Annotated in this window: 22 protein-coding genes and 2 pseudogenes; 7 read left to right on the top strand and 17 right to left on the bottom strand. The window is 72.3% G+C overall.

Annotation, left to right across the window (positions count from 1 at the left end):
- Nucleotides 1–70: 70 nt before the first annotated feature.
- From E1166_RS05875 to E1166_RS05930, 13 genes are all read right to left on the bottom strand, one after another.
- Nucleotides 71–1297 carry a cytochrome P450 gene (locus E1166_RS05875; RefSeq protein ID WP_207914035.1) on the bottom strand — a complete coding sequence of 409 codons (1227 nt, stop codon included), beginning with the start codon at nucleotides 1295–1297 and terminating at the stop codon, nucleotides 71–73.
- A 2-nt stretch (nucleotides 1298–1299) separates the two neighbouring features.
- On the bottom strand, nucleotides 1300–2379 hold the full coding sequence (gene hppD, locus E1166_RS05880) for a 4-hydroxyphenylpyruvate dioxygenase (RefSeq protein ID WP_132336471.1): 1080 nt from the start codon (nucleotides 2377–2379) through the stop codon (nucleotides 1300–1302).
- A 66-nt stretch (nucleotides 2380–2445) separates the two neighbouring features.
- Nucleotides 2446–2649 (bottom strand): MbtH family protein, encoded by a 204-nt coding sequence (locus E1166_RS05885; protein ID WP_132336473.1) that lies wholly within the window; start codon nucleotides 2647–2649, stop codon nucleotides 2446–2448.
- A 256-nt stretch (nucleotides 2650–2905) separates the two neighbouring features.
- The gene (locus tag E1166_RS05890) at nucleotides 2906–4336 is read right to left on the bottom strand and encodes an extracellular solute-binding protein (protein WP_132336475.1); all 1431 of its coding nucleotides are present in this window, start codon (nucleotides 4334–4336) and stop codon (nucleotides 2906–2908) included.
- Nucleotides 4337–4409: 73 nt separating this feature from the next.
- Complete coding sequence (locus tag E1166_RS05895; protein WP_132336477.1) at nucleotides 4410–5993, bottom strand: MFS transporter; 1584 nt, start codon at nucleotides 5991–5993, stop codon at nucleotides 4410–4412.
- A 134-nt stretch (nucleotides 5994–6127) separates the two neighbouring features.
- Complete coding sequence (locus E1166_RS05900) at nucleotides 6128–7498, bottom strand: class I adenylate-forming enzyme family protein (RefSeq protein WP_165944253.1); 1371 nt, start codon at nucleotides 7496–7498, stop codon at nucleotides 6128–6130.
- The gene (locus E1166_RS30770) at nucleotides 7492–8007 is read right to left on the bottom strand and encodes a hypothetical protein (RefSeq protein ID WP_165944254.1); all 516 of its coding nucleotides are present in this window, start codon (nucleotides 8005–8007) and stop codon (nucleotides 7492–7494) included. The genes E1166_RS05900 and E1166_RS30770 overlap by 7 nt, the downstream gene beginning before the upstream one ends.
- Entirely contained in the window at nucleotides 7994–9127 is a 1134-nt protein-coding gene (locus E1166_RS05905) for a beta-ketoacyl-[acyl-carrier-protein] synthase family protein (RefSeq protein WP_132336481.1), read from the bottom strand. The genes E1166_RS30770 and E1166_RS05905 overlap by 14 nt, the downstream gene beginning before the upstream one ends.
- A complete protein-coding gene (locus E1166_RS05910; RefSeq protein WP_132261365.1) occupies nucleotides 9124–9600 on the bottom strand; it encodes a beta-hydroxyacyl-ACP dehydratase in 477 nt (158 codons plus the stop codon). Before E1166_RS05910 ends, E1166_RS05905 begins: the two co-directional genes overlap by 4 nt.
- A complete protein-coding gene (locus E1166_RS05915) occupies nucleotides 9593–10060 on the bottom strand; it encodes a thioesterase family protein (protein ID WP_132261366.1) in 468 nt (155 codons plus the stop codon). The genes E1166_RS05910 and E1166_RS05915 overlap by 8 nt, the downstream gene beginning before the upstream one ends.
- Entirely contained in the window at nucleotides 10057–11439 is a 1383-nt protein-coding gene (locus E1166_RS05920) for an aminotransferase class III-fold pyridoxal phosphate-dependent enzyme (RefSeq protein ID WP_132261367.1), read from the bottom strand. The genes E1166_RS05915 and E1166_RS05920 overlap by 4 nt, the downstream gene beginning before the upstream one ends.
- The gene (locus E1166_RS05925; RefSeq protein WP_132261368.1) at nucleotides 11436–11693 is read right to left on the bottom strand and encodes an acyl carrier protein; all 258 of its coding nucleotides are present in this window, start codon (nucleotides 11691–11693) and stop codon (nucleotides 11436–11438) included. The genes E1166_RS05920 and E1166_RS05925 overlap by 4 nt, the downstream gene beginning before the upstream one ends.
- Nucleotides 11694–12062: 369 nt before the next feature.
- Complete coding sequence (locus E1166_RS05930) at nucleotides 12063–12614, bottom strand: dihydrofolate reductase family protein (RefSeq protein ID WP_279433210.1); 552 nt, start codon at nucleotides 12612–12614, stop codon at nucleotides 12063–12065.
- Nucleotides 12615–12835: 221 nt separating this feature from the next.
- Between E1166_RS05930 and E1166_RS05935 the strand changes: the two genes are divergently transcribed.
- Genes E1166_RS05935 through E1166_RS05945 form a run of 3 tightly spaced genes read left to right on the top strand, consistent with a single transcriptional unit; the run spans nucleotide 12836 to nucleotide 15732 of the window.
- Nucleotides 12836–13882, top strand: coding sequence for a ketoacyl-ACP synthase III family protein (locus E1166_RS05935; RefSeq protein ID WP_165944255.1), 1047 nt, complete (start codon nucleotides 12836–12838; stop codon nucleotides 13880–13882).
- A 39-nt stretch (nucleotides 13883–13921) separates the two neighbouring features.
- Nucleotides 13922–14170, top strand: a complete 249-nt coding sequence (locus E1166_RS05940; RefSeq protein WP_132261370.1) for an acyl carrier protein — start codon at nucleotides 13922–13924, stop codon at nucleotides 14168–14170.
- Nucleotides 14167–15732 (top strand): amino acid adenylation domain-containing protein, encoded by a 1566-nt coding sequence (locus tag E1166_RS05945; RefSeq protein WP_132336485.1) that lies wholly within the window; start codon nucleotides 14167–14169, stop codon nucleotides 15730–15732. Before E1166_RS05940 ends, E1166_RS05945 begins: the two co-directional genes overlap by 4 nt.
- 163 nt (nucleotides 15733–15895) lie before the next feature.
- On the opposite strand, the gene E1166_RS05950 is transcribed toward E1166_RS05945, so the two are convergent.
- On the bottom strand, nucleotides 15896–17524 hold the full coding sequence (locus tag E1166_RS05950) for an MFS transporter (protein WP_132336487.1): 1629 nt from the start codon (nucleotides 17522–17524) through the stop codon (nucleotides 15896–15898).
- A gap of 213 nt (nucleotides 17525–17737) precedes the next feature.
- Here E1166_RS05950 and E1166_RS05955 point away from each other — a divergent pair.
- Nucleotides 17738–18742: pseudogene (locus E1166_RS05955) on the top strand (sigma-70 family RNA polymerase sigma factor); the annotation flags it as partial.
- A gap of 166 nt (nucleotides 18743–18908) precedes the next feature.
- Here the strand turns inward: E1166_RS05955 and E1166_RS05960 are convergent.
- The gene (locus tag E1166_RS05960; RefSeq protein ID WP_132336491.1) at nucleotides 18909–21005 is read right to left on the bottom strand and encodes a cellulase family glycosylhydrolase; all 2097 of its coding nucleotides are present in this window, start codon (nucleotides 21003–21005) and stop codon (nucleotides 18909–18911) included.
- A 265-nt stretch (nucleotides 21006–21270) separates the two neighbouring features.
- On the opposite strand from E1166_RS05960, the gene E1166_RS05965 reads away from it, so the two are divergent.
- Nucleotides 21271–22011 (top strand): FkbM family methyltransferase, encoded by a 741-nt coding sequence (locus E1166_RS05965; protein WP_132336513.1) that lies wholly within the window; start codon nucleotides 21271–21273, stop codon nucleotides 22009–22011.
- 33 nt (nucleotides 22012–22044) lie between these two features.
- On the opposite strand, the gene E1166_RS05970 is transcribed toward E1166_RS05965, so the two are convergent.
- Nucleotides 22045–22380, bottom strand: coding sequence for a YnfA family protein (locus E1166_RS05970; protein WP_132336493.1), 336 nt, complete (start codon nucleotides 22378–22380; stop codon nucleotides 22045–22047).
- A gap of 250 nt (nucleotides 22381–22630) precedes the next feature.
- On the opposite strand from E1166_RS05970, the gene E1166_RS05975 reads away from it, so the two are divergent.
- The gene (locus E1166_RS05975; RefSeq protein WP_132336495.1) at nucleotides 22631–23059 is read left to right on the top strand and encodes an ATP-binding protein; all 429 of its coding nucleotides are present in this window, start codon (nucleotides 22631–22633) and stop codon (nucleotides 23057–23059) included.
- A gap of 15 nt (nucleotides 23060–23074) precedes the next feature.
- On the opposite strand, the gene E1166_RS05980 is transcribed toward E1166_RS05975, so the two are convergent.
- Nucleotides 23075–23968 carry a DUF3152 domain-containing protein gene (locus tag E1166_RS05980; protein WP_243710200.1) on the bottom strand — a complete coding sequence of 298 codons (894 nt, stop codon included), beginning with the start codon at nucleotides 23966–23968 and terminating at the stop codon, nucleotides 23075–23077.
- Nucleotides 23969–24134: 166 nt separating this feature from the next.
- Between E1166_RS05980 and E1166_RS05985 the strand changes: the two are divergent.
- A pseudogene (locus E1166_RS05985) lies at nucleotides 24135–24514 on the top strand (hypothetical protein); the annotation flags it as partial.

Consider the following 24514-nt stretch of genomic DNA (forward strand, 5'->3'; position numbering starts at 1 on the left):
CAATCACGTGGACTAGGACCACGACGCCTCGATGCCATTTCCGAATACGCACGATCGTTGACGGGAACCGTCAGCCGGCCGGGCCGAACGCCACCGGCAGACTGCTGTATCCGCGCAGGAAGGTGGAATAGAGCGGGGTCGGCCGCCCACGCAGCTCGATGGTCCGCACCCGGCGGCGCAGCGCGTCCACCACGGCTCGGACCTCCGCCCGGCCCAGAAACGCCCCGAGGCAGAAGTGCGGCCCGTGCCCGAAGGTCAGGTGCTTGTTCGGCGACCGGCCCAGGTCGAACACGTCCGGCCGGTCGAAGACCTCCTCGTCCCGGTTGGCCGAGGCGTTCCAGACGGTCACCACGTCCCCCGCCGGGATGCTCTGCCCGCCGAGCACCGCGTCCCGGCGGGCGACCCGACCGACGTGCATGGCCGGGGTGTTCCAGCGCAGGATCTCCTCCACCGCGTCGTCCGGCGACACCTCGCCGCGGCGCAGTGCCCGCCACTGCGCCGGGAACTCGACGAAGTTCAGCACCGCGCTGATCATCGCCAGCCGGCTGGTCTCGTCCCCGGCCAGAATCAGCCCGTAGCAGTTCAGCACCACCTCCTCGTCGGTCAGCGGCGCCCCCTGCACGTCACAGGTGGCGAGGGTGCTGATCACGTCGTCGCGGGGGTTGCGCCGCCGGTCCGCCGCCAGGCCGTGGAAGTAGAGCAGGATCTCGTTGCGGGCCAGCCAGGTCTCGTGGTCGGGCTGGTCCGGCACGTCGGAGCTGAGCGCCTGCTTGCTCAGCCGCAGCAGGGCGGCCCGGTCCGCCGGCGGCACGCCGAGCAGGTCGCAGATCGTGCCGATCGGCAGCTCGTCCGCGACGTCCCGGGCGAAGTCACCACCACCGGCCGTCACCATCGCCGCCACCAGCCGGTCCGCCCGGGACCGGACGGCATCCAGCACCGGCTTGAGCATCCGGGGGGAGAAGGACCGCAGCAGGGTGGCGCGGACAGCGGTGTGCCGGGGCACGTCGGAGACCGCCAGCAGTTTCCCGCCAGCGGTGTCCCCACCGGTGAGCAGCGAGGTCAGCATGTTCCCGTGGCCGGAGACGAAGGTCGCCGGGTCCTTGTAGACCGCGAGGGCGTCTGCGTACCGGGTGACGACCCAGAAGTGCGGGCCGTGGACGGTCCGCGGATGCCGCCAGACCGGCCGGGTGGCGCGCAGCCGCCGCCACACCTCGTCCAGTCCGGGACCGGCGAAGGTCGCCGGATCGGCGAGATTGACCCCGGCGAGGTCGTCGGCGACGCCGATACCGGAGGTCACCGTCAGTCCCGTTCCGCCTGGCGCTGTGCCTCCACGGCCTCGTACAACGCCTTGATGTTGCCGCTGCCGAAGGTACGGGCGCCGAGCCGCTCCACCATCTCGAGAAAGAAGGTCCGCCGGGGATGCGCCGACCGGGTGAAGATCTGGAACAGTTGGCCGTGATGGTCCTCGTCGACCAGGACGTTGACGTCACGCAGGTCGGTCACCGTGTGCCGGGCCAACTCCAGCCGCTGCGGCAGCATCGCGTAGTAGGTGTCCGGGGTGGACAGGAACTCCACCCCCCGCTCACCGGCCTCGCGCACCGCACGCACGATGTCGGTCGCGGCGAAGGCGACGTGCTGCACGCCCGCGCCGCCGTGGTTCTTGAGGAACTCGTCGATCTGCCCTGGGCTGCGGGAGACGTCCGGTTCGATGAGCGTCAGCGTCACCGCACGGCTGGCGTCCTGCACGACCTTCGAGTTCATCGCCTGGGCGCCGACCACGATGCGCTCCTCGAAGATCATCCGGAAGTCGAGGACCGTCTCGTAGAACTGCACGGTCGGGTCGAGCTGACCGGGCTCCAGACAGACCGCGAAGTGGTCCACGGCTGTCAACCCGCTGTCCCAGGTCGGCTCGGCGCCGTGGTGGGGCAGCAGGCCCGGCAGGTGGCGGGCGTCCAGACCCCCGGTACGGCGGACGAAGGTGTGCGCGACGTCGCCGAAACCCATGACGGTGGCCTGGACGACACCGTCCCGTTCCCGAGGCGGCGACACCGGCCGGGCGCCCCGGCGTACCGCCTCGGTGAAGGCGGTGGCCGGGTCGGCGACACCGAAGCTGATGTCGGCGACGCCGCTGCCGTGCTTCTCCACGTACGCGGCGGCCGGGTGGTCGCCCACCAGCGGCTCGGTCAGCACCAGCCGGATCTCCTCGCGGCCCACCCCGGCCGAGCGCGCCTCCAGGGGCGCCGTCGGGTCGGTGCCGGCGTAGACGGCGAAGCCGAAGCCGTCCACCAGTCGACGGGTCTCGTCGGCCAGATCGCTGACGTAGAACTCGATGTGATCGAGGGACAGTTGGCCGAAAACCGAGGTCGGTGCTGTGCTCATCAGATCATCTCCCCTTGTCGTGGGTCGGTTCGGCGCCGCCGCCGGCACGGCCCGGCGGGACACCGGTCAGCGGGTGTCGACGAGCCGACGCGGGCGGGGGTCGGTCCAGTGGGTGTTGACGTACCGCAGGCATTCGTCCCGGCCGGTCGGGCCGTGCACGGCGGTCCAGCCCGCCGGCACCTCGGCGAATTCCGGCCACAGACAGTGCTGGCCCGCGGCGTTGACCAGAACCCGGAAAACGCCGTCCTCGACATCGAAGGGATTGGCCATCCGATTCCTCCAGCCGGATCGTTGGATCACCACGCGGAAATTGCGTACGCCGGCGTCGCGGACGATTACCCGCGACCTCATCGGCACGTTTAGACGGTGCCACCGGCGACTCGTCGGACGCATCTTCCGGGTTGCGGCGAACCGCCCGACGAGGTCACGAAACGGCAGGACCGTCGGTGGCGCGCACGCGCCACCGACGGTCCGTTCCCGCGGATACGGGCGGGTCAGGGCAGCGTTTGCCGCCCGGTGGGTCGGGTCAGCCCCAGACCCCGACCTGGTAGCACTCCGCGGGCCGTTGCCCCGCACCCACGCACCGGGCGTTGTACGCGTCCAGCAGCCGCTGCGCCCGGGCGTCGGCGAGCCGGAACCGGGCGACCCGGTCGGCGCCCCGCAGCAGCACGTCGTCCATCGCCTGCACCAGCTCGTTCTGGATGCCGTCGAATGCCCCTGTCACCACGCCGAGACCGGCCGGCGACCGCTTCGCCGTCCGGATCCGGTCCAGCGCAACCTTCGACGACGGGTGCTCGGCGAACCAGCCCTCCTGGTGCAGCAGCTGGATCGAGTGGGTGTTCATCGGCAGGTAGCTGGTGCTCTTGTGCCAGGCGGCGGAGTTGCGCGGGCTGTTGAGGAACTGCATGAAGGCCAGCGCACCGTCCTGGGTCTGCCGGTCCAGCCCGGCCCGCAGCCACAGTGAGTCACCGGAGTTGACGTTGCCCACCGACCGGCCGTACCCGTCGTGCGGCAGCGGCGCGGCCGCGACACCGAAGCCGGCCTCCGCACCGAACTGGGCGTAGGTGTCGCCCATGTTGGCGGCGTCCAGGACGAACGCGACCTGCTGGCCGACGAACGACTCGAAGTTCGCGCCCCAGTCCTCCGGCGTACCGCTGTAGCGGTAGTGGCCGGCGCGGTGCATCCGCTGCCACCACCCGGCGTAGGCGAGCATCTGGGGCGAGTCCAGGTGCACCCGCGTCGCCCGGCCGCTGCGGCCGTTGTCCCGGTCGGTCAGCAGGCCGTCCTGCTGGGCGATGGCCTGCTGGAAGAACCAGTTGTGGTTCGGCCAGGTGACGCAGTGCTCGGGGGCGTCCGGCAACGTGGCGATCCTCGCGCAGGCGGCCTCGATCTCCGCCCAGGTACGCGGCAGCCGCGAGATGCCCGCCCGGGCGGTGACGGTGGTGTTGGCGTACAGCAGGCTGGTCATGCTGGTGACCGGGAAGGACATCAGGTCACCGCGGTAGGTGTAGTAGTCCCGCACCTGCGGCAGCAGGTCCCGCAGCACCACCCGCTCGCCGAGGATGTGGCTGCGCCCGCCGATCGCCCGCTGCACCGAGGTGAACAGCGGTCGGCCGTCGCGGCCCCTCGCGTCCCGGGCGATCTGGGTGGCGTTGTAGTAGTAGTTCGCGACCTCCGGCGGGTTGCCGGCGCTGACCGCCTCGGCCACCTTGCCGGGCAGGGCGGTGTAGTCGTGCGCCTCCACCTTGACCTGGTAGCGCGGGTGGGCCCGGTTGAACTCCTCAGCCAACTGTTTGCGTTGGTCGAGGTAGCCGGGGAAGGGATAGTCGGCGAGCCATACGTCGATGACCACCTTCTTGTGGGTGGCCGCCTCCGCCGCCGCGGCGGCCGGCGGGACGAGGGACAGGGCGACCGCTGCGCTGAGCGACGACGCGATCAGTGCGCGGGATGTACGCATGGGACCTCCAGTGGTCGATTCCTCGGCTACCGAGACGAGTCACCGTTCATCCTGTTGGCCGACGGCCGCCGGCTCATCTCTCCGATTGCGCAATAGCCGGAGGGACGGGCGGGCCGGTCTGGACGGACGCGGTCCCGGTGCCCGGTGACCGGGCCGGGCGCAGGGCGAGCGCGGTCAGTACGGCGAGGGCCACGGAAACGACCGCCCCGGCCACCGCGACGACCGCCAGCGCGGCGGTGTACGCCTCCCGCGCCGGCGCGAGCACCTCGGGCAGCCGGTGGGCGACCCGCAGCGCACCGGAGAGCCCGTCCAGCGCGGTGGCGGCGTCCGCCGCCGGAATCCCGTCGGGCACCGCCTGACCCAACCGGCCCCGGTAGACGGCGGTGGCCGCGCTGCCCAGCACGGCGATGCCGGTGGCCAGGCCGAACTCGGTGCTGGTCTCGCAGAGGCCCGAGGCGGCCCCGGCCCGCTGCGGTGGCACCGCGCCGACCACCAGGTCGACGCCCAGCCCGGCGGGAAGGCCGTTGCCGAACGCCACGACCGTCCACCCCGCCAGCACGGCACCGGTGCCACCCGCGCCCGCCCCGGCCAGGACCGCGAAGCCTCCGGCGGCGACCAGAAGACCGGAGGCCATCACGGGACCGGCTCCGAACCGGGCGGCCAGCACGGGCGCGAGCATCGTCCCGACGATCATGGCCAGGGTGGACGGCAGCAGCCACAGCCCGGCCCGCAGTGGAGACAACTGCCCGACCAGTTGGAGGTACTGGGTGACCAGGAGGGTGCTGCCGCCGAGCAGCACACCACCGGCGACCAGCACCACCAGCACCGGCCGGACCGCCCGCCGGGCGAACAGCGACAGGTCCAGCAGCGGGTCGGCCAACGCGCGCTGCCGCCGGACGAAGGCGACGCCGGCCGCCACACCCACCGCGGTCGCCAGCGGCACCACCGGGTGCCAGCCGTGCCGGGCCAGGTGTTTCAGGCCGTACACGATCGGCAGCACCGCGGCGAGGGAGAGCAGCACGCTGGGCAGGTCGACGCGGCCCGGGTCCGGGCGGCGCCGCTCCGGCAGCAGCAGCGGACCGGTCACGAGCAGCAGCAACATCACCGGGACGCCGAGCAGGAACGCCGAACCCCACCAGAAGAACTCCAGCAGCGCCCCGCCGACCAGCGGACCGGCGGCGTTGCCGGCGAGGAAGCAGCTCATCCAGACCGCGATCGCCGTCGCCCGCTGCCGGGGCTGCGTGAACAGGTCGCTGATCAGCGCCAGCGTCGAGGGCATCAGCGTCGCGCCGGCCACCCCCAACACCGCCCGGGTGGCGATGAGCATCGCGCTGCTGGTCGAGAAGGCGGCCAGCACGGAGGCCGCCGCGAACGCGGCGGCGCCGACCAGCAGCAGCCGTCGGCGCCCGACCCGGTCACCCACCGCGCCCATGGTGACCAGCAGCCCGGCGACCATGAAGCCGTACACGTCGGTGATCCAGAGTTGGGCCACCGCGTCCGCACCCAGGTCCGCGCTGAGTTGCGGCAGGGCCAGGAACAACACGCTCATGTCCACGGCGAGCAGCACCGTCGGCAGGGCGAGTACGGCCAGGGCGAGCCATTCCCGCCGCCCCGCGGCGCCGGGCTCCGGGGAACCGCTGGGGCCAGTTTCGGTCATGGCCCGACCCTGGCAGCCGGCCCCGGCCGGCACATCTTCCACCGTGCGCAACCCTCGGGCGGGGTCGCTGTCCGTCGCTGTGCCGGCCCGGCCACCTACGGGATCGGGCCGGTCCGGCGGTGACGCCGACGGGCCTACTTGTGCCCCAGGTCCCGCAGTGACAGCGTCCTGATCCGGCTCGGCCACTCGGTGCGGACGAGCTGCCGGCGCAACTCGCGGCGGACCTCCTCGGCGACGACCGGGTCGGCCTCGTACAGGTACAGGTCCAGGTCGAACCGGGTGCCGTCGTGCGCCTGGTAGGTGCGGGTAGCCGAGGCGATCACGTTGGGCAGGGCGTTGGCGATCCGCCGCACCGATGCCAGCGACACCTTCGTGCCGCCGGTCACCACAAAGTCGGAGAGCCGGCCCCGGAAGTGCAGGTAGCCGTCGTCGTCGAGGAGGAACAGATCTCCCGTGGCGATCTGGTCCGGGCCGACCAGGCAGTCACCGACCCGGCCCTCCGCCACCCCCACCTTGCGCCGCAGCACCGTGTCAGAGGTGACGAGCAGCTCCCCCACCCCGTCCGGGCCGGGGTCGCGCAGCGCCACCCGGACGCCGTCCAGCGGGCGGCCCACGGTGCCGAGCCGGCGGCGCGGTTCCCGGTGGGCGGCGAGGGTGCTGACCCGGGGCCCCGCCTCGGTCAGCCCGTAGGTGAGGTAGAGCTCCAACCCGGGGCTGCGGTCGAGCACGGCTCCGGCCGTCGCCGGGTCCAGCGACTCACCGCCGACGGTCAGCATCCGCAACGACGGCGGCGGACGCCAGTCCGCCGCGACCAGCCCCCGGACCATGTACGGGGTGACCGACGAACTGGTCACCGCGTGTTCCCGCACCGCTGTCCAATAGGCGGCCGGCGTGAACGGCGGCCCGGCGATCACCAGCCGGGCACCGGTGACCAGACCGGCCAACGCCTGCGCCACCAGCGCGTAGGAGAAGTACAGCGGCAGGTTCACCAGGATCGTGTCGTCGGCACGCAGCCCGACCGACCGGGCGTGCCGGGCCGCGTTGCGGGTCAGCGACGAGAAGCGGTGCAGGCAGCCGCTGGCAACCCCGGAGGTGCCCGAGGTGAGGATGACGACGTGCCCCGGCTCGTGCCGCTGCGGGAGCACCCCGGTGAGGGTCTCGACCTGCACCGGCCCGAGCTGCCGCCGCCCGGGCGGGTCGGCGGGGTGGCCGGTGGTGATCAGGGTACGGGCGCCGATCCGGTCGGCGATCTCCCGGATCCGTCCGGTGGGCGTGCCGGGGGGCACCAGCGCCGGCACGCCACCGGCGAGGAGCACACCGAAGAAGCAGCGCAGCAACGCGGCTCCGTTGGCGAGCGCCACCAGCACCACCTCGCCGGGCCGCCGGTCCAGTGCGTGCAGCTCCTCGGCGACCCCGTCGAGCAGGCCGGCCGCGTCCGGCGTCGGCTCCAGGTCGACCACCCCGTCGAGGTACGCCGCGATCTCGTCCCGCGAGTACGTCAGCACCGGGCCTCCGCGCTGGTCAGGACAACTGTGTGGACGGTGTGTCCAGCCGGGCCCCGCTCGTGCTCGGAGACGACCACCCGACGACACACCCCACCGGTGAGCCAGGCCCGGGCCAGCAGCGCGACGGTCGGTCGGGCTGCCGGGGGCGGCATCGACAGCATCAGGCTCGGACCCCGCAGCCCGTGCACGATGCAGGCGAGACCAGCCACCGACCCGGGGTTCGCACCGGCGAACCGCAGTGGTGAGACTCGTCCCCGGTCCCGCATCGCGGTCACCTCCCGCATGGTGTGGCTGGTGCCGTACTCGCTGACCGCCAGCACCCCGACGTCGGTGCCGGTGCCCTTCCCGCTCTGTCCCGCCGCGTCGAACACCGCACCGACCGCGTCGGCGACGAGCCAGGCCACCGGGTCGGCGTAGAAGGATGCTCCCCGGTGCCGGCCCGGTTCGTCGCCGCCGGTCACGGTGGCGGTCGCCAGCACGGCCAGCGCATCCTGGTCAGCCCAGACCATCGGGCACCCCGGCCAGGACCAGGCTGGTGTTGAACCCGCCGAACCCGAGCGTCACGCTCAGCCCCGCTCCGTCGCCCAGCGCGACCGGCCCGCCCCGGGGCATCGGGAGCGTCACTGCGGCGGCGACGGTCTCCAGGCCGTACACCGGCGGCACCTTGCCGTGCCGCAGCGCCTGCACCAGGGCGATCGCCTCGATGGCGCCGGTCGCGCCGAGGGTGTGCCCGAAGGCGCCCTTGGTGGCGAAGAGGACCGGCCGGGTGCCGTCGGGGAACAGCCGGGCGAAGCTGGCCGCCTCGACCGCGTCGTTCACCGGCGTGCCGGAGCCGTGCGCGTTGATCACGGCTATCTGGTCGGGCCGCAGGCCCGCCTCGGCCAGCGACCGCCGTACCGCCAGCAGCACCGCCGCGCCGGACGGGTCGGGCGCGGTCATGCCGGCCGCGTCGTTGGACGAGCCACCACCGAGGAGGGTCGCGTACCCGCCGACGCCGCGCCGGTGCGCCCGGTCGGCCTCCTCCAGCACGACGACACCGGCCCCCTCGCCCAGCAGCGTCCCGTCACCGTCGGCGTCGAAGGCGCGCAGGGTGGTCGGCGACATGGTGCCCAGCGCGCTGTGCCCCAGCCGCTTCGCCTCGGTCAGCACGTCCACCCCGCCACAGACGCAGACGTCGGCCACGCCGGCGGCGATCAGGTGCCCACCCACCATGATCGCGTCCGCGCCGGACGAGCAGGCGGTGGAGACCGAGACCGGTGGCCGGGTGAAGCCGAGTTCCGCCGCCACCGCCGTGGCCCAGTCATGCAGCCCGCCGGCGCGGGGGTCGTCCAGCTGGGCGCCGTAGCTGGTGCCGAGCACCAGCAGCGCCGATCCGGGCTCGCCGCCGAGGCCGGCGTCGCGGATCGCCCGGTCGACCGTCCGGGTGGCGAGGGCAACCTGCCGCCGGGCCGGCGCCCAGTCCGGCGGCGGGTCGGCAAGCGGCGCCGCCGTCCGGTTGCGCAACCCGTACGCCGACGGCACCTCCCGCAGTCCGGTCTCGCCGGCCAGCAGACGGGCCCAGACCTCGTCGAGCGAGGTGCCGAGCGCGGTGTCCCAGGCCATGCCGGTGACCAGGACGCGGCGGTTCACCACAGCTGGCGCCCGAGTTCGTCGACCTTGGTCCGCACCAGCGATCCCCGGAACGCGGCGACCCGGTTGCCCTGCACCGTGGCCCGGCAGGAGAAGTGGAACGACGAGCGGTAGAGCCGGTCGCAGCGGACGTCGAAGACGACCTGGTCGCCGGGAACGACGACCCGGGTGAACCGGCTCTGCACCGAGCCGATCAGGGTCAGCTCGTCGTCGGCCAGCGGCGAGGTGCTCAACTGGTACAGGATGATCCCGGACTGCGCGAACGCCTGCATGAGGTGGCTGCCGGGAAACACCGCCCGCTCGGGAAAGTGACCGGCGATGGCGTCCATCGTCCCGGACACCGACATCAGGCTGCGCAGGTACTCGCCGGGGCGGTGCTCCAGCACCCGGTCGATGTAGATCATCGGGTGCCGGTGGCGCAGCCAGCTCTTCAGCTCGGTGAAACCGAGGGAGGTGTCGGTCGTCTCACTCATCGCGATCCCCTTCCGCCGCGGTCGGTGCTTGCCTCTCGTGCCGGCACTCGCGCAGAGCCCGGCGCAGCGGGGCCGGCAGTGCCACCGCCTGTCCGCCGGCCCGGTCCACGACGCAGAGCACCAGCGCCCCGGTGGCCAGCAGCTCGCCGGCCACGTCGCCGTCCGGTTCACGGTGCACCGCGCCGGACAACTCACAGGTGGCGCCGGCGACCCGGTCCACCTGGACGTCGACCCGCAACCGGTCCAGGAACCGGGCCGACGCCCGGTAGCTCATGCGCAGGTCGCGCACGGCCAACTCCAACCCCTGGTCGGTGAGCTGCCGGACGCCCACCCCGAGCCGGTCCAGGTTCTCCAGCACCGCCGTCTCCAGCAGCGAGGCGTACCGGCTGAAGTGGACGACGCCGCCCGCGTCGGTGTCGACATGCTCCACCCGCCGGCGCAGCTGCCGAAGCCCGGTCATTCCCGCGACCCGCGGAACACGCGGGAGCCGTCGGCGATCCGGCCCACCAGTTCCTCGGCCTCGTCGAAGGTGGTGATCAGCGGCGGCGCGACCCGCATGGTCGGGAAGACGTACCGCAGGCCGCGCGAGCGACGGCCGGCCCCGGCCATGAACTCGACGTACGCCCCGGCGCGGACGACCTGCTCCCGCAGCTCGGCGAGCCGGCCCGCCGCCCGCTCGGTCAGCTCGACACCGTGCATCACGCCGGTGCCCCGCGCCTCCTGGTACAGGTCGGGGAATGCCTCGACCAACTCTCGGCGGAGCAGCCCGGCGAGGTGCTCGCCGAGGGCGACCGAGTGGTCGAGCAGTTTGTCGCCGACCATCAGGCCCAGCCCGTCGCGGATAACGGCGCAGGCCAGCGGACGCAAGTCGGAGGTGGCCACGGCGCCGGAGCCACGCGGCGACAGGGACCGCCGGGCGATCACCATGGACAGCGACAGCGCACCCATGCCGACGCTCTTGCCGATGACCGTGACGTCCGTCGGGACCGGGCCCGCCTCGTCCGCCATCGCGAAGAACCGGCCGGTCTTGGCGAAGGTGAGCACCTCGTCGGCGACCAGCAGCGCGCCGTTGACCCGGCACAGCTCGGCCAGCGCACGCAGATACCCTGGCGGCGGCTGGAGGATCCCGGCGTCGCCCTGCACCGGTTCGACCACCACCCCGAGCAGCCGGTGGCCCTTCTCGGCGAACCAGGCGGCCAGCACGTCGGCGTCGCCGAAGGGCAGGTGCTCGACGGTCACCCCGAACGGCCGGTCCGGCGCGAGCGCCGGCAGGCCCACCCGGTAGTGGCGGCGGTTCAACAGCGGCACCAGGCCGCCGGTCCACCCGTGCCAGGCCCCCTCGAAGGCGAGGATGATGTCCCGGTCCGCCGCCTCGGGACGTGGTCGCAACGTGTGCCGGTCGAACCGGGACTCCAACACCAGCCGCAGGGCCAGTTCCATCCCCTCCGATCCGGAGTTACGGCCGCTGACGTGGTACTCGCCGGCCGGGAAGTGGTCGGTCCACAGTCCGTCCGGGCCGAACAGGTCGGTCAACAGGCGGGCCCGTTCCAGGGAGCCGACCTCGTCGGTGGCCTGGCCACCGTCACGGACCCCCCGGTTCAGTGCCCGGCGTACCGTCTCGTGGCCCGCGCCGAGGCAGGCACTGCCGTACGCGCCACTGGCGTCGATCACCTCGAACTCCCGGCCGGCGTCCGGCCCGTCCAGGGGTACCAGCCGGCTGCGCACGCCCCGCCCACCGGTGACCGCGTACGGCAACCGGTGCGACTGGTAGTGGTCCAGGTGCAGGTCACGACCGGCCCGCAGCAGGCGCAGCAGGTCGGCCGGCAGGTGTCCGGTCACGCCCGGGCCTCCGTACGCAGCCGGCGGACCAGAGCGGCCACGGTACGCAGGCTCTGGAAGTTCTCGGGGGTGAAGTCCTGGTCGGAGATCCGCACGTCGAACATGTCCTCGCACTGCACCCGCAGTTCCACGAAGCCGAGCGAGTCCAGGCCGTACACGGCGCGCAGGCTGTCGTCGAGGCCGATCTGCTCCGGCGGCACCTCGACGAAGAGCTCGGTGTTCAGGATCTTGCGGATGCCGTTCTCGATCTCCATGGAGGCACCTTCGTCTCAGGATGGGGGGTCGCTTCCGTCGATCCACCCGCGCCGCGAGGGCCAGGTGGGGCGGCAGGCCACGGCACGGATTCGGGTGCGGACCGCGTGGGCAGCGTGTCGCGCCCGTGGTGCGGTCCGCTTCCGTCCGAGCGGTCCGGGTACGGCGGCGCGCTTCCGCCGTCCCGGCCGGCCGGTGTCACGTCCGGTCGGTTGCTCTGCGGAACTGACCACCACATCCTGCGCGAGCGGGAAGAGACGCCGCATCTCCTGGATTGCGGGCCGCCACCTGCCCGGTCCGGCCGCGCGACCGGGGCCGGACAGCAATCGGCGCCGGCGGCCACGCAGGCCGCCGGCGCCGCAACGCCGCCGTTACTTGACGACCTTGTACCGCAGGTGCGTCACCTCGGGGGTGTGCACGACGCCGATGGTCTCCAGGACCAGCGTGTCCCCCAGGTTGTCGAAGAGCCGGATGCCGCCGTCGATGAGCACCGGCCGGACGGCCACCCGGATCTCGTCGACCAACCCCGCCGCCAGACACTGCTGGGCGATCTGGGCCCCGCCCCCGATGACCACGTCCCGATCGCCCGCGGCCGCCTGCGCCTGGCGCACCGCCGACTCCACCCCGTCGGAGACGAAGGTGAAGCTGGTCTCGCCCTTGGCCGGCTCGTCCGGCGTGCTGTGGGAGACGATGAAGTGCTCCACCTGGAACGGGTTCTCCACGAAACCGTCCTGGCTGGCTCCCATGTCGTACGTCCGCCGGCCCATCACCATGGCCCCGATCGCCGCCATCTGCTCCTCCACCACCCGCTGGTTCTCCGCCGACGGCGAGAAGAACCAGTCGTGCAGCCCTTCGGGCTCGTCGTGGGGGCCGGCGACACACCCGTTCACCGACATCGTCATGTCCAGCACGACCTTGCCCATTCGTACCTCCATCATCTGGGTTTCCGACAGTTCGGTGCGTCCCGTGTCCGGCCCGGACCGGGTTCGTACCCGACCCTGCCATCCCCGCCGCCCCGGCGGGGCACGGTGCGCAATCTGGGAGACGGCCCACCCCACCGACCGGTGCCACGATGAGGCGGCGGCGGCGACCGTCGCCGTGGCCGGGCCACGGCTCGGCAGACACCTGTCGAGGGGACGGACCGATGCGGTGGAACGACGTGTTTATCGGTGCGGCGGCCGCCTCCCTGGGGCACGCCGAGTCCACTGACCAGGCGGTCGCCGACGGCCGCTACCCGGAGAAGGACCGCGACGGTGACGGCTATCTCTCGGTACGGGTCGTCGACCACGGCCCCGCGGTCGACCTGGCGGTCGCGGCCGGCCGCCTCGCGGTGGACCGATCGGGCCACCGGCCAGAGGAGTTCGCCCTGGTCACGCACTCGCACGTCGGCTTCCAGGGCCTCGACGACTTCGCCTCCGCGGCACACGTGCAGCGGCGCACCATCGGCGGGCCGGCGGTCGCGACGGAGGTCCGCCAGGCTTCCAACGGCGGCATGGCGGCCCTGGAACTGGCCGCCGCCTACCTGTCGGCCGACCCTGGCCGCCCGGCCGCCCTGCTGACCACCAGCGACGTCTTCCACCCGCCGGCCTACGACCGTTGGGGCACCAGCGGCACCCTTTACGGCGACGGCGGGACCGCGCTCGTGCTGTCCCGGGGCGCCGGCGTGGCGCGGCTGCTCTCCAGCGTCTCGCTGGCCGACACCAGCCACGAGGGGCTCCAGGTCGGTGACGAACCGTGGACGGTGGTCAGCGGCGGCAACGGCTGGCCGATCGACACCGGCGCGCGGATCGCCGGTTACGTCCGGCAACACGGTGAGGAGATCTTCATCGACCTGGTCCGGCGGATCTTCGACGCGGAGCGGCGGACCGTACAGGGTGCCCTCGCCGACGCGGACGTCGACCCGGCGGACATCGCCTGGTGGGTCTTCCCGAACATGGGGCTGTCGCTGACCGACTGGGACGCCCGGGCGGCGCTCGGCGTGGACCGGGACCGGACCACCTGGCCGTGGGGTCGCCGCTGCGGTCATCTCGGCGCCGGGGACCAGTTCGCCGCCCTGGCGTATCTGCTGGAGTCCCGCCGCGTCCGGGTCGGGGACCGGGTGCTGGTCAACGGGGCCGGCACCGGCTTCACCTTCACCTCGGCGGTGCTGGAGATTCAGGCCGAGCCCGAGTGGACGATCAGCGCCGACTGAGCCGCCCACCACCGTACGCCGAGCCGGAAAGGCGATCCGATGATCACAAAAGAGCGGTTCATCCGTACCGTCCGCGACGAGCTGAAGCTGCCGCTGTCCAACCCGGACCTGGAGCACGACTTCGACCAGCCGGTGCACTGGCGCTCGATGCACCGGGTACGGCTTTTCGCCGCCCTGGAACGCCAGACCGGGCGCAGGGTGCCGGTGCGCCAGCTTTTCGCCGCGACCACCGTCAGCGGAATCTACCAGCTCTACGTCGAGCTGGCCGGAGAGGAGCAGCGCCCGTGAACAGCACACCCACCCTGTACGACTGGTTCGCGCGGTCAGCACGGCGCCATCCAGACAACCTCGCCCTGCGGGCCGGCGGCGTCGACCTCAGCTACCGGCAACTCGCCACGGCCACCGCCCGGCTCGCCGACGACATCGTGGCCCGACGGGGCGTACGCCCGGCCCGCATCGGCGTGTTCGTCTCGCGCACCGCCGGCACGTACCTGGCCTACCTGGCGGCGCTGCGGCTCGGCGTGACGGTGGTGCCGCTGAACACCGACTTCCCGCCCGCCCGGCACGAGCGCATCATCCGCAGCGCGGGCATCGACCTGCTGCTGCACACCGCCGTCGACGCCGAACTCGCCGGCGCCGTCGCGGCGCGGACCGGCACCGAGGTGTGGGAGGTGCCCGACGGGTACCGCAACCGGGAGCGCACCGACGGCACCGGTCCCGCCGACGGGTACAACGCCGACCCCGACGACTTCGCCTACATCGTGTTCACCTCGGGGTCGACCGGCACCCCCAAGGGCGTCCCCATCCGGCACCGCAACCTCGCCCACTGGCTGCCGTACGTGCTGGATCTCTTCGAGGCCGGCCCGGACGTCCGGGTGTCGCAGACCTCGGACCTGGCCTGGGACCTGTCCGTCTGGAACGTCTGGTTGCCCTGGGCGGCCGGCGGGGCGCTGGTCGTCCCGGAGCGCACCGAACTGCTGGTGCCGAGCCGGCACATCCACGACGACGGGATCACCCACTGGTTCTCCACCCCCTCGTCCATCACCACCGCCCGGATGCTCGGCGACCTCGAACCGGGCGCGATGCCGGGGTTGCGCTGGAGCCTGTTCGGTGGGGAGCCGCTCACCCTGGACAAGGCCCGGGCCTGGCGGGAGGCCGCGCCGCACAGCGTGATCGCCAACGTCTACGGCCCGACCGAGACCACGGTCACCTGCCTGACCTACCGCGCACCGGCGGACCCGGGCGAGTGGCCGCGTGCCGCACTCGGCGCCCTGCCGCTGGGTCCGGCGTACCCCACCGTGGAATGCGCGGTGATGGACGACGACGGCCGCCCCGCGGACGAGGGGGAGCTGCTGATCCGCGGGCCGCAACGCTTCGACGGGTACCTCGACCCGGCCGACGACGTGGGCCGGTTCACCCGCTGGCAGGGCGACCGCTGGACGATGACGGAGGGCGAGCCGCTCACCGCCGAGCACTGGTACCGCACCGGCGACCGGGTGCGCCGCCACGACGACGGCTACGCCTACCTCGGCCGGATGGACAACCAGGTCAAGGTCAACGGCTACCGCATCGAGACCGGCGAGATCGAGGCGGTGCTGCGGCTGCACGAGGCGGTCGACGAGGCCGCCGTGGTCCCGTGGCACGCGGAGGACGGCACCGTGGAGCTGACCGCCTTCTTCGTCGGCGACCGGGCCCGGCAGGCCGAGCTGGAGGACTTCCTCGCCGAGCACCTGCCGAACTACATGGTCCCGCGCCAACTCAGTTGGATCGAGCGGTTCCCACACAACGTCAACGGCAAGATCGACCGGCGACGACTGGTGGACCTGGCGCTCACGCTGGCCGACGCCTGAGCACGGTCTCCCGCCACCGCGGGCCGCAGGAGGGCCGGCGGCGCGTGCCGGTGCCCGCCGCCGCGCCGGCCCGATCCCCTGTCCGGGCCCGTTCCGGACGGGCCACGGCCGTGCGGGTGGGTGGACCACCGGAGGCGACCCACCCACCGTGGCTGCGGTCACGTCACGACGCCGGTTTCTGCGCCGCCGGGCTGCGGACCGCGGCGGTCGTCCGCCCGTCCTCCTCGGCGACCGGACCGCCACCGCCGTGCGCCGCCCCGCCCTCGGGCATCCGGGCGTCGCGCAGCGCCAGCACGGCGACGAACGCGAGGGCGAGGAACAGCCCGGCACCGACGAACGCGGCGGCGTTCAGGCCCTCGGTGAAGGCCCGCGCGGCGGCACCGAGCAACTGGTCGGCCGCGCCGGCCGGCAGCTGCTCGGCGGCGGCGACCGCCCCGGTGATGCTCTCCCGGGTGGCCGCGGCGGCCTCGGTCGGGACGCCGACCGGCACCGTGGTGGCGATCTCGCTCCGGTAGACGGCGGCACCGATGCTGCCCATCACGGCGATACCGATGGCGATGCCGAGGTGGTTGCCGGTCTCGGAGAGCGAAGCCGCCGAGCCGGCCTTCTCCGGAGGTGCGGACCCGACGACCAGGTCGGTGCCGAGCGCGCCCATCGGGCCGGCACCGAGGAAGGCCAGCACGAAACCGGTGACCAGCAGCGGCAGGCCGCTGGTCGGGCTGACCTGGGTGAGCAGCAGGTAGCCGAAGGCGGTGACCGCCAGGCCGGCCGAGATGAGGTACGCCGGGCGCACCTTCGACACCAGCGCCGGCGCCATCATCGAGCCCACGATGATGGCCAGCGTGGAGGGCAGCAGCCACAGCCCGGCCCGCAGCGGCGAGAGCCCCTCGACCATCTGCAGGTAGAGGCTCACCAGCAGGTAGATGCCACCGGTGGTGACCGAGCCGAAGAGCAGGATCACCAGCGCGGCGCTGAACGGCCGGGCCCGGAACAGCCGGATGTCGACCAGCGGGTTGGTCAGCCGGCGCTGGCGGGCCACGAAGATCACGCCGAACACGACGCCGGCCAGGATGGTGAGCACCGGCCCGACCGCCCAGCCGTCCTTCGCGACCTCCTTGACGCCGTAGATGACCGGCAGGATCGCCAGCAGGGAGAGCAGCACGCTGGGCAGGTCGAGCCGGCCCGCGTTCGGGTCGCGGTACTCGGGCAGCAGCACCGGCCCCAGCACCAGCAGCAGCACCATCACCGGCGCCCCCATCAGGAACACCGAGCCCCACCAGAAGCTTTCCAGCAGGGCACCGCCGACGACGGGCCCCAGGGCCCCGCCGACCATCAGGCAGCTGAACCACACCGCGATGGCGACGCCCCGCTGCTTGGCGTTGTGGAACACGTTGCTGATCAGCGCCAGCGTCGAGGGCATCAGGGTCGCGCCGGCCACGCCCATCAGGGCCCGCGTCGCGATCAACATCGGCACGCTGTCGGAGTACGCGGCCGCCACCGTGCCCACGCCGAACGCGGCGGCGCCAACCAGCAGCAGCTTTCGGCGGCCGATCCGGTCACCGAGGGTGCCCATGGTGACCAGGAAGCCCGCGAGCATGAAGCCGTAGATGTCGAGGATCCACAGCGCCTCGGTGCTGTCCGCGCCGAGCTGCGCACTCAGGTGCGGCAGGGCGAGATAGAGGACGCTCTGGTCCAGTGAGAGCAGAAGGGTGGGTAGCGCGAGCACCGCTAACCCGAACCACTCCCGGCGGGTCGCCAGCTGGCCGGTGTCGTCCGGGGACGTGTCGTGCATGGCAGATCCTTCCCTGTTGCCGAATCTGGTCCCTCGTACAGATCCGCGGCGCGCCGGAAACTCATCGGTGCGGCAGAGACATTTCGCGGGATTGCCGTACCGGCGGACGGATCACGGCGTTGACCTGCTGGCAACGTCGTGTCGTGCGGCTTTTCACCGCTGGCTGCGGGCCGCCCGACCTACAATCGACAGGGTGCACCGGGAGGGCAGGCGATGACGGTCGACAATGCGGTCCGGGCGAGTTTTCCCCGGCTCACCGACCCGTTCCGGCACGAACTGCTGGTCCACTGCTACCGGATGCTCGGCTCGATGCACGACGCCGAGGACCTGGTCCAGGAGACCTACCTGCGCGCCTGGCGGTCGTACGACGGTTTCGAGGGGCGGTCCTCGCTACGCACCTGGCTGTACCGGATCGCCACCACCGCCTGCCTGCGTGCGTTGGAGAACCGCAGCCGCCGGCCGCTGCCGGTGGGGCTCGGCGCGCCGAACGCCGACCCGGACGCGCACCTGACCCGCGACGGCGGCACCGACTGGCTGGAACCGGTTCCGGACGCGATGCTCCGGTGGGAGCAGGAGGACCCGGCCGCCATCGTCAGCGCCCGGCAGAGCGTCCGGCTGGCGTTCGTCGCCGCGCTGCAACACCTGCCGCCGCGACAGCGGGCCGTGCTGATCCTGCGGGACGTGCTCCAGTGGCGGGCGGCCGAGGTCGCCGACCTGCTGGAGCTCAGCACCGCGGCGGTCAACAGCCTGCTGCAGCGGGCCCGGGCGAGCCTGGACGCCCTGGCCCCCCGGGAGGAGCAGGTCGCCGAGCCTACCGGCGCGGCGGAACGCGAACTGCTCGACCGGTACGTGACGGCGTTCGAGAACAAGGACATCGCCGGGCTGGTGCAGCTGTTCGCGCCGGACGCGGTGTGGGAGATGCCGCCGTACCTCGGGTGGTACCACGGGCCGGCCGACATCGGCCGGCACCTGGCGCTGCGGTGCCTGTCGGATCCCGGGCCGGTACGGCTGGTGCCGGCCGGCGCCAACGGCCAGCCCGGCCTGGCCACCTACATGGCCGGCGACGGCGGCGACTTCCGGCTGGTCAACCTCCAGGTGCTCACCGTGGTCGGGGCGGCGGTCGTCCGGGTCACCGCGTTCTCCGACCCGTCGCTGTTCGCGGTGTTCGGGCTTCCCGTGTCGGCGTCCGGGCGGCGTCTCGACGAGCTGGCCTCGGCGGGGCAGCCCGACGCGACACCGGACGGCACCGGACGGCTGACCGACCGACCCGCCGCCGGGGGCGCGGAGGTCGGGCGACGGCTCCCCGCCGATCTCGCCGGCCGTTCCTGACCGTCGACGCGCGGACGCGGGTGCCGGCCGTGCCGACACCCGCGTCCGGGGCTGGTCAGCCGGTGACGCCGGTGACCGTGCTGCCCGACTTGGTCACCCGGTAGCTGACCTGCTCACCGCTCCAGAAGTGGAAGGTGAGGGTGACGGGCCGGTTCTCGGCGACATCGGCGAAGAAGGTCGAGGTCAGGGTGATCTGGTTGGCGCTGTAGTTCGGCGCGAACGTCACGTCGAACTCCTTGTACGACGTCCAGTCGTGCGGACCCGCGTTGCTGCCGTCGGCGTACTTGGCCTCCATCGTGGCGAGCTGATCACCGCGGAACTGGGTGGGGATGGCGAACGAACTGGTCGTCCCGGTGGCGTTGGACAGCACCGGCCGGTCGTAGCTGATCACGTTGACCCGCCAGGGTACGCCCGCCGAGAACCGCAGGTGCAGCGTCGCGTTGACCCCGTACGCCCGGTTGCCGGTCAGCCGGGTGAGCGCGGCGGCGGTGAAGGTCAGCTGGTCGCCGGAGACGGTGTAGTCGGTGCCCCGGACCAGGTCGGTGTCGCCCTGCCGGACCCCGACGAAGGACGTGCCGTTGAGGTTCAACGTGAGGGTCTTGCTGGTGATGGCGGTGGCCTTCGCGTTGAACAGCAGGTCCGACGAGGCGGTGCCGGAGCGGGTCGTCCAGCTCGACTTGATCTGGGCGAACAGCTCCGGGTCCTTCCAGACGAAGGAGGTCCGGTCGAAGTGCTGCCCGTTGTCCCAGAGCATGGTGGTCAGCTGTCGGGTGCGCGCGTAGTGGCCGAGGAACTCGAAGAACTTGAGCTTCTCGCCCTGCTCGATGGTGCCGGTGTGCCGGTCGAAGCCGAGCAGGCCGTACTCGCCGATGATGACCGGGATGCGTCGGGAGACGAACGAGTTGTAGACCCGGTCGAAGGAGTCGGTGAGGTCCTTCTGGACGGTGGCGTCGAAGCGGGTGCCACCGGCCACGTTCACGCTGAACGGCCAGTACCCGTAGAAGTGCACGGTCGCGATCAGGTTCGGGTCGTTGAGGGTGTTGAACGTGGACAGCAGCTCGTCGACCCGGGGCTGCTCCGAGGAGGTGTGCAGGCTGGGCAGCACCAGCAGCCGGTTGGCGTTGTTGCCGCCGGAGGCGCGCACGATCCGGTGGAAGGACGTGTTCAGTTCGTGCAGCAGCGCCGCGTTCTGGGCGTCGCCGGAACTGCCGGTGAACTGCGGCTCGTTGACGCTCTCGAAGACCAGCTTGGACGAGTGGTTGCGGAACGTGTTCGACAGCTGGGTCCAGATCGCGTTGTACCTGTTCAGCACGTTGGTGCGGTCGGTGGGCATGGTGTTGATCCACTGCCACGAGTCGTGATGGATGTTGATCATCACGTAGAACCCGTCGGCGAGCGCCCAGTCGACCACCTCCTTGACCCGGTTGAGGTAGGCGGCCTCGATGGTGTGGCTCGGTGCCCCGCCGAGGTGCGCCGACCAGGTCACCGGGATGCGGATGCTCTTGAAGCCCTGTGCCCTGACGTTGTCCAACAGCGCCTCGGTGATCCGCGGGTTGCCCCAGGCGGTCTCGTCGTCACCGACGGCGTCGAGCGAGTTGCCCAGGTTCCAGCCGGGTTGCATCGCGGCGACCTCGGCCATCGCGTCACCGGTCGGTGGCGGGGTGGTAGGTGGCGGCGTGGTCGGCGGCGGCGTGGTCGGCGGCGGGGTTTCTCCGACGGAGCCGGTGCAGGTGACCCCGTTGAGGGCGAAGGTGGTGGGCGCGGTGTTGGCACCGGACCACGAGCCGTTGAAGCCGAACGACACCGACCCGTTGGTGGGGATGCGGGCGTTGTAGCTGACGTTGCGGGCGGTCACCTGGTCCCCTGAGGAGGTGACGGTGGCGTTCCAGACTTGGGTCACCCGCTGGCCGGAGGGGAACGTCCAGACCAGGTTCCAGCCGTTGACCGGGTCGCCGAGGTTGTTGATGGTGACGTTCGCACCGAACCCGCCCGGCCACTGGGAGGAGGTCGCGTAGGTCACCTTGCAGCCCACGGCGGCCTGCGCGGAGCCGGCGACCGTCAGGCCCAGGCCCGCCGCCAGCAGGGCGGCTCCGGTCGCGGCCAGGCCCAGCCGCCATCGTGTTCTCCGTAGGGTGCCTCGTAGTCGGGTCATGGTGCTCCTCGGGGGGATGGGGGTGGCGGTGTGGGGTTGGACCACCTGGGTGTCTCCCGATACGGGTGAGACGTCCAGGTCAACCCGAGGTTAAGTTTGGAATCCAAACATTGTCAATCGGTGGAAACCTATATGAGGAATACCGCCGACTCAGGCCGTGATCACCATGGGTGACGGAACGCCGTCCCGCCCCGGCACCCCCGACTAGGATCGGACCGTGGCTGCTCATGCCGGTGTGATCGAGGCCCTCCGGGCCGACCCGACGATGTCCGCACTGCACCGTTCGCTGGACAGCTACTACGGCGACCCGGCGCGGGACGCGGCGATGGACGCGTTCTACGCCCCCTTCGTCCGTCCCGGGGATCTCGTCGTCGACATCGGCGCGCACGTCGGCGACCGCCTCGGCAGTTTCCGCCGGCTCGGGGCCCGCGTGGTGGCCGTGGAGCCGCAACCGCTCTGCATGCGCGCCCTGCGGGCCATCCACGGCGACGACGACCAGGTCACGCTGGTCGAGGCGGCCTGCGGCGGACAGTCCGGGCAGGTCCGACTGCACGTCAACTCCGCCAACCCCACGGTCTCCACCGCCTCCGCCGATTTCCTGCGGGCGGCCGACGGTGCCGCCGGTTGGGAGGGCCAGACCTGGGACACCGAGATCACCGTCGCCGCGACCACGCTCGACGCACTCATCGACGCGTACGGCGTGCCCACCTTCGTCAAAATCGACGTCGAGGGCTTCGAGAGCGAGGTGCTGGCCGGGCTGACCCGTCCGGTGCCCGCGCTCTCCTTCGAGTTCACCACCATCGAACGCCAGGCCGCGATCCGGTGCCTCGATCGGGCGACCGCCCTCGGATTCCGCGACTTCACCTTCGCCCTCGGCGACGAGATGTCGATGGCCCGACCGGCCTGGTCGTCGGCGGCGGACGTCGCCGACGACCTGCGCGCCCTGCCGCACGCGGCCAACTCCGGCGACGTCTACTGCCTGTCGCAGCCGCTGCGCCCGCGCTGACCCGACGACGGGCGACCGTCGACCGACCCGATCTCAGGCGGTGCGGGGGGCGTACATGATGACCGCGACGCCGAGCAGGCAGATCGCCGCGCCGATGAGATCCCACCGGTCGGGGCGGAACCCGTCCACCAGCACACCCCAGGCCAGCGAACCAGCGACGAACACCCCGCCGTACGCGGCGAGCACCCGGCCGAAGTTCGGGTCGGCCTGGAAGGTGGCGACGAGACCGTAGGCGCCGAGGGCGATCATTCCGGCGGCGATCCACCACAGGCCGCGGTGCTCCCGCCAGCCCTGCCAGACCAACCAGGCACCGCCGATCTCGGCGAGCGCGGCGAGCGCGAACAGCAACAACGAACGGACAACGGCCACGGCTTCGGACCGTACGCCGGCCGTGCGACGGCACCGGAACCGGGCGGCGACACTTCGTCACCCAACGTGGTCGGCGACACGCACATCCGGCAGGTCGTCGCCACGCTGGCCTGGAACGTGCTGGGCGTGGTCGATGTCTGCAACGCCCGGCGACTGCCGGGGTCCGACCGCACCGCTGACCCGGGCGAAGCCGATCCGTCATCTGCCGGTGCACGGCATAAATGCTGGATATGCAGGGTAAATCGAGCTCATGGGACAGCTGCGCACCTCTCCTCCACCACCGCGAGCCACCGAGCTGCGGCAGTGGGAGCTGGTCCGCCCGGCCGACCTACGCGGCCTGCGGGCGTCCCTGCACGAGGCGCTCACCGGCGAGGAACTGCTCGCCGGTGAGCGGTTGGACGAGGTCCCCGAGCTGGTCGCCCTGGTCGCCAGCGAGTTGGCCACCAACGCCCTACGGCACGGCAGGCCACCGACGACCGTCCGGCTGCTACTCGCCGGCGACTGGTTCGTCCTGGAGGTCGCCGACCACGATCTGAGCACCATCCCGGAGCTGTCCGACACCCTCCCGCTGGGGGCCGGCGGCCGTGGCCTTCAGATCGCCCAGGCGCTCGCCCTGGACGTCGGTTGGTACGCCACCCCGGACACCAAGAACATCTGGGCGTCGTTCTCCCGGCACTGACCACCGGCGGCGCGGTCAGTCCTCGGTCGGGATCGGGTCGTCGTACTCGCCGGACGGGCCGGCGTACCGCTCGCCGTTCACCTGCGGCCAGGGGTTCGGGGTGCAGCCGTGCAGGCCCAACGTCTGCTGCTGCATGACCGGCGCCGGACCGCCCCGCCGGGGGCAGAGCTGGTGGCCCTCACCCAACCGGTGACCGACCTCGTGGTTGAGCAGGTAGGCCCGGTAGGTGGCCAGGTCGCTGGCGAAGTGGGGTACGCCGCGCGCCCAGCGGGCCACGTTGATCACCACCCGGTCGCCGTTGCGACAGGAGGTGTAGCGGTCGTTCAGGTCGCCGCAGAGCTGGCTACGGGTGACCGGGGTGGTGAGCAGCACGGTGAAGTCGGCCGGGCTGTCCGGGCCGACCCGCTGCAACCGCCACCGGCCGTCGCCCGTCCAGCCCCTCGGGTCGGCGAGCAGCGCGGCGACGTCCCGGCCGAACCGCTCCACGTCCACCTCGTCGATGCCGTCCTCCACCGCCACCCGGTAGCGCATCAGCTCACCACCGCGCCCGGCCACCCGGCCGGTGGCGGTGGCGGTACGGAAGCGGCCCGTACCCCGGTCGGGGTAGCGCAGCGTGCGCGGCGTGGCCGCCGCCGCGGTCGACGGCGGGGGCGCGACCGAGGGTGACCCGGCCGGGACCGGGACGGCGGCCACCACCGGGGCTGGCCCGGCCGGCCCGCGCCGGATGTCGCCGATCACGTCGCCGAGGCCCACCCCGGCCCGCTGCGCGGCCACCGCGCCGCCACCCGCGCCGACCGCCAGCACCAGCAGCACCGCCACCAGGCCGGTCCGGTCTCCGCGCGAGCGGCGTCGCCCACGGCGACGCCGGTTGGTCGCCTCGACCGTGCCGCTCACCATCAGGCTGCCCACCCTCGGCCTCCGTCCCCCGTCGGTCCGCTCCGGCAGGAAGTACGCGGAGAAAGCCCAACCGGATGAGTCAAGCAGGCGGGGAATTCCTGCCCGGTACGGTTGTCGGGCCGACACTTCCGGCGATCCGGACAGCATCGGCCCTCACCTGAGCAGAGAAGGGACCACCGTGCCCGACGCCGACACTCTCATCGCCGATGCGGTCGCGGCGCTGCGCGGCGCCGACGTACGCGACGCGGAGCGGAAGCTGGACCGGCTGGTGGTCGGCACCGGCACCACGGACGGCGCGGCGGCGGTCGATGTCGCGCTGCTCAACCGCCTGGTGACCGCGCTAACCCGGCTCTGGCCGCGCGGATGGCAGCCGGTCGACGTGGCCCGGATCGTCACCCGGCGGCTCGGTCCGCGCCCGGCGCGGTTGCTGGTCGACGGGCTGGCCGCCCAGCGACGCACCCAGGTCGGCCACGTGCCGTCGTGGTGGGACGACCAGCTCGCCGGACTCGCCGCCCGGGTCCGGTGGGACGACGACGCCGACTGGCTGGCCGGTTGGGC

This window comes from Micromonospora sp. KC213 (assembly GCF_004348325.1).
Classification (GTDB): Bacteria; Actinomycetota; Actinomycetes; order Mycobacteriales; family Micromonosporaceae; genus Micromonospora.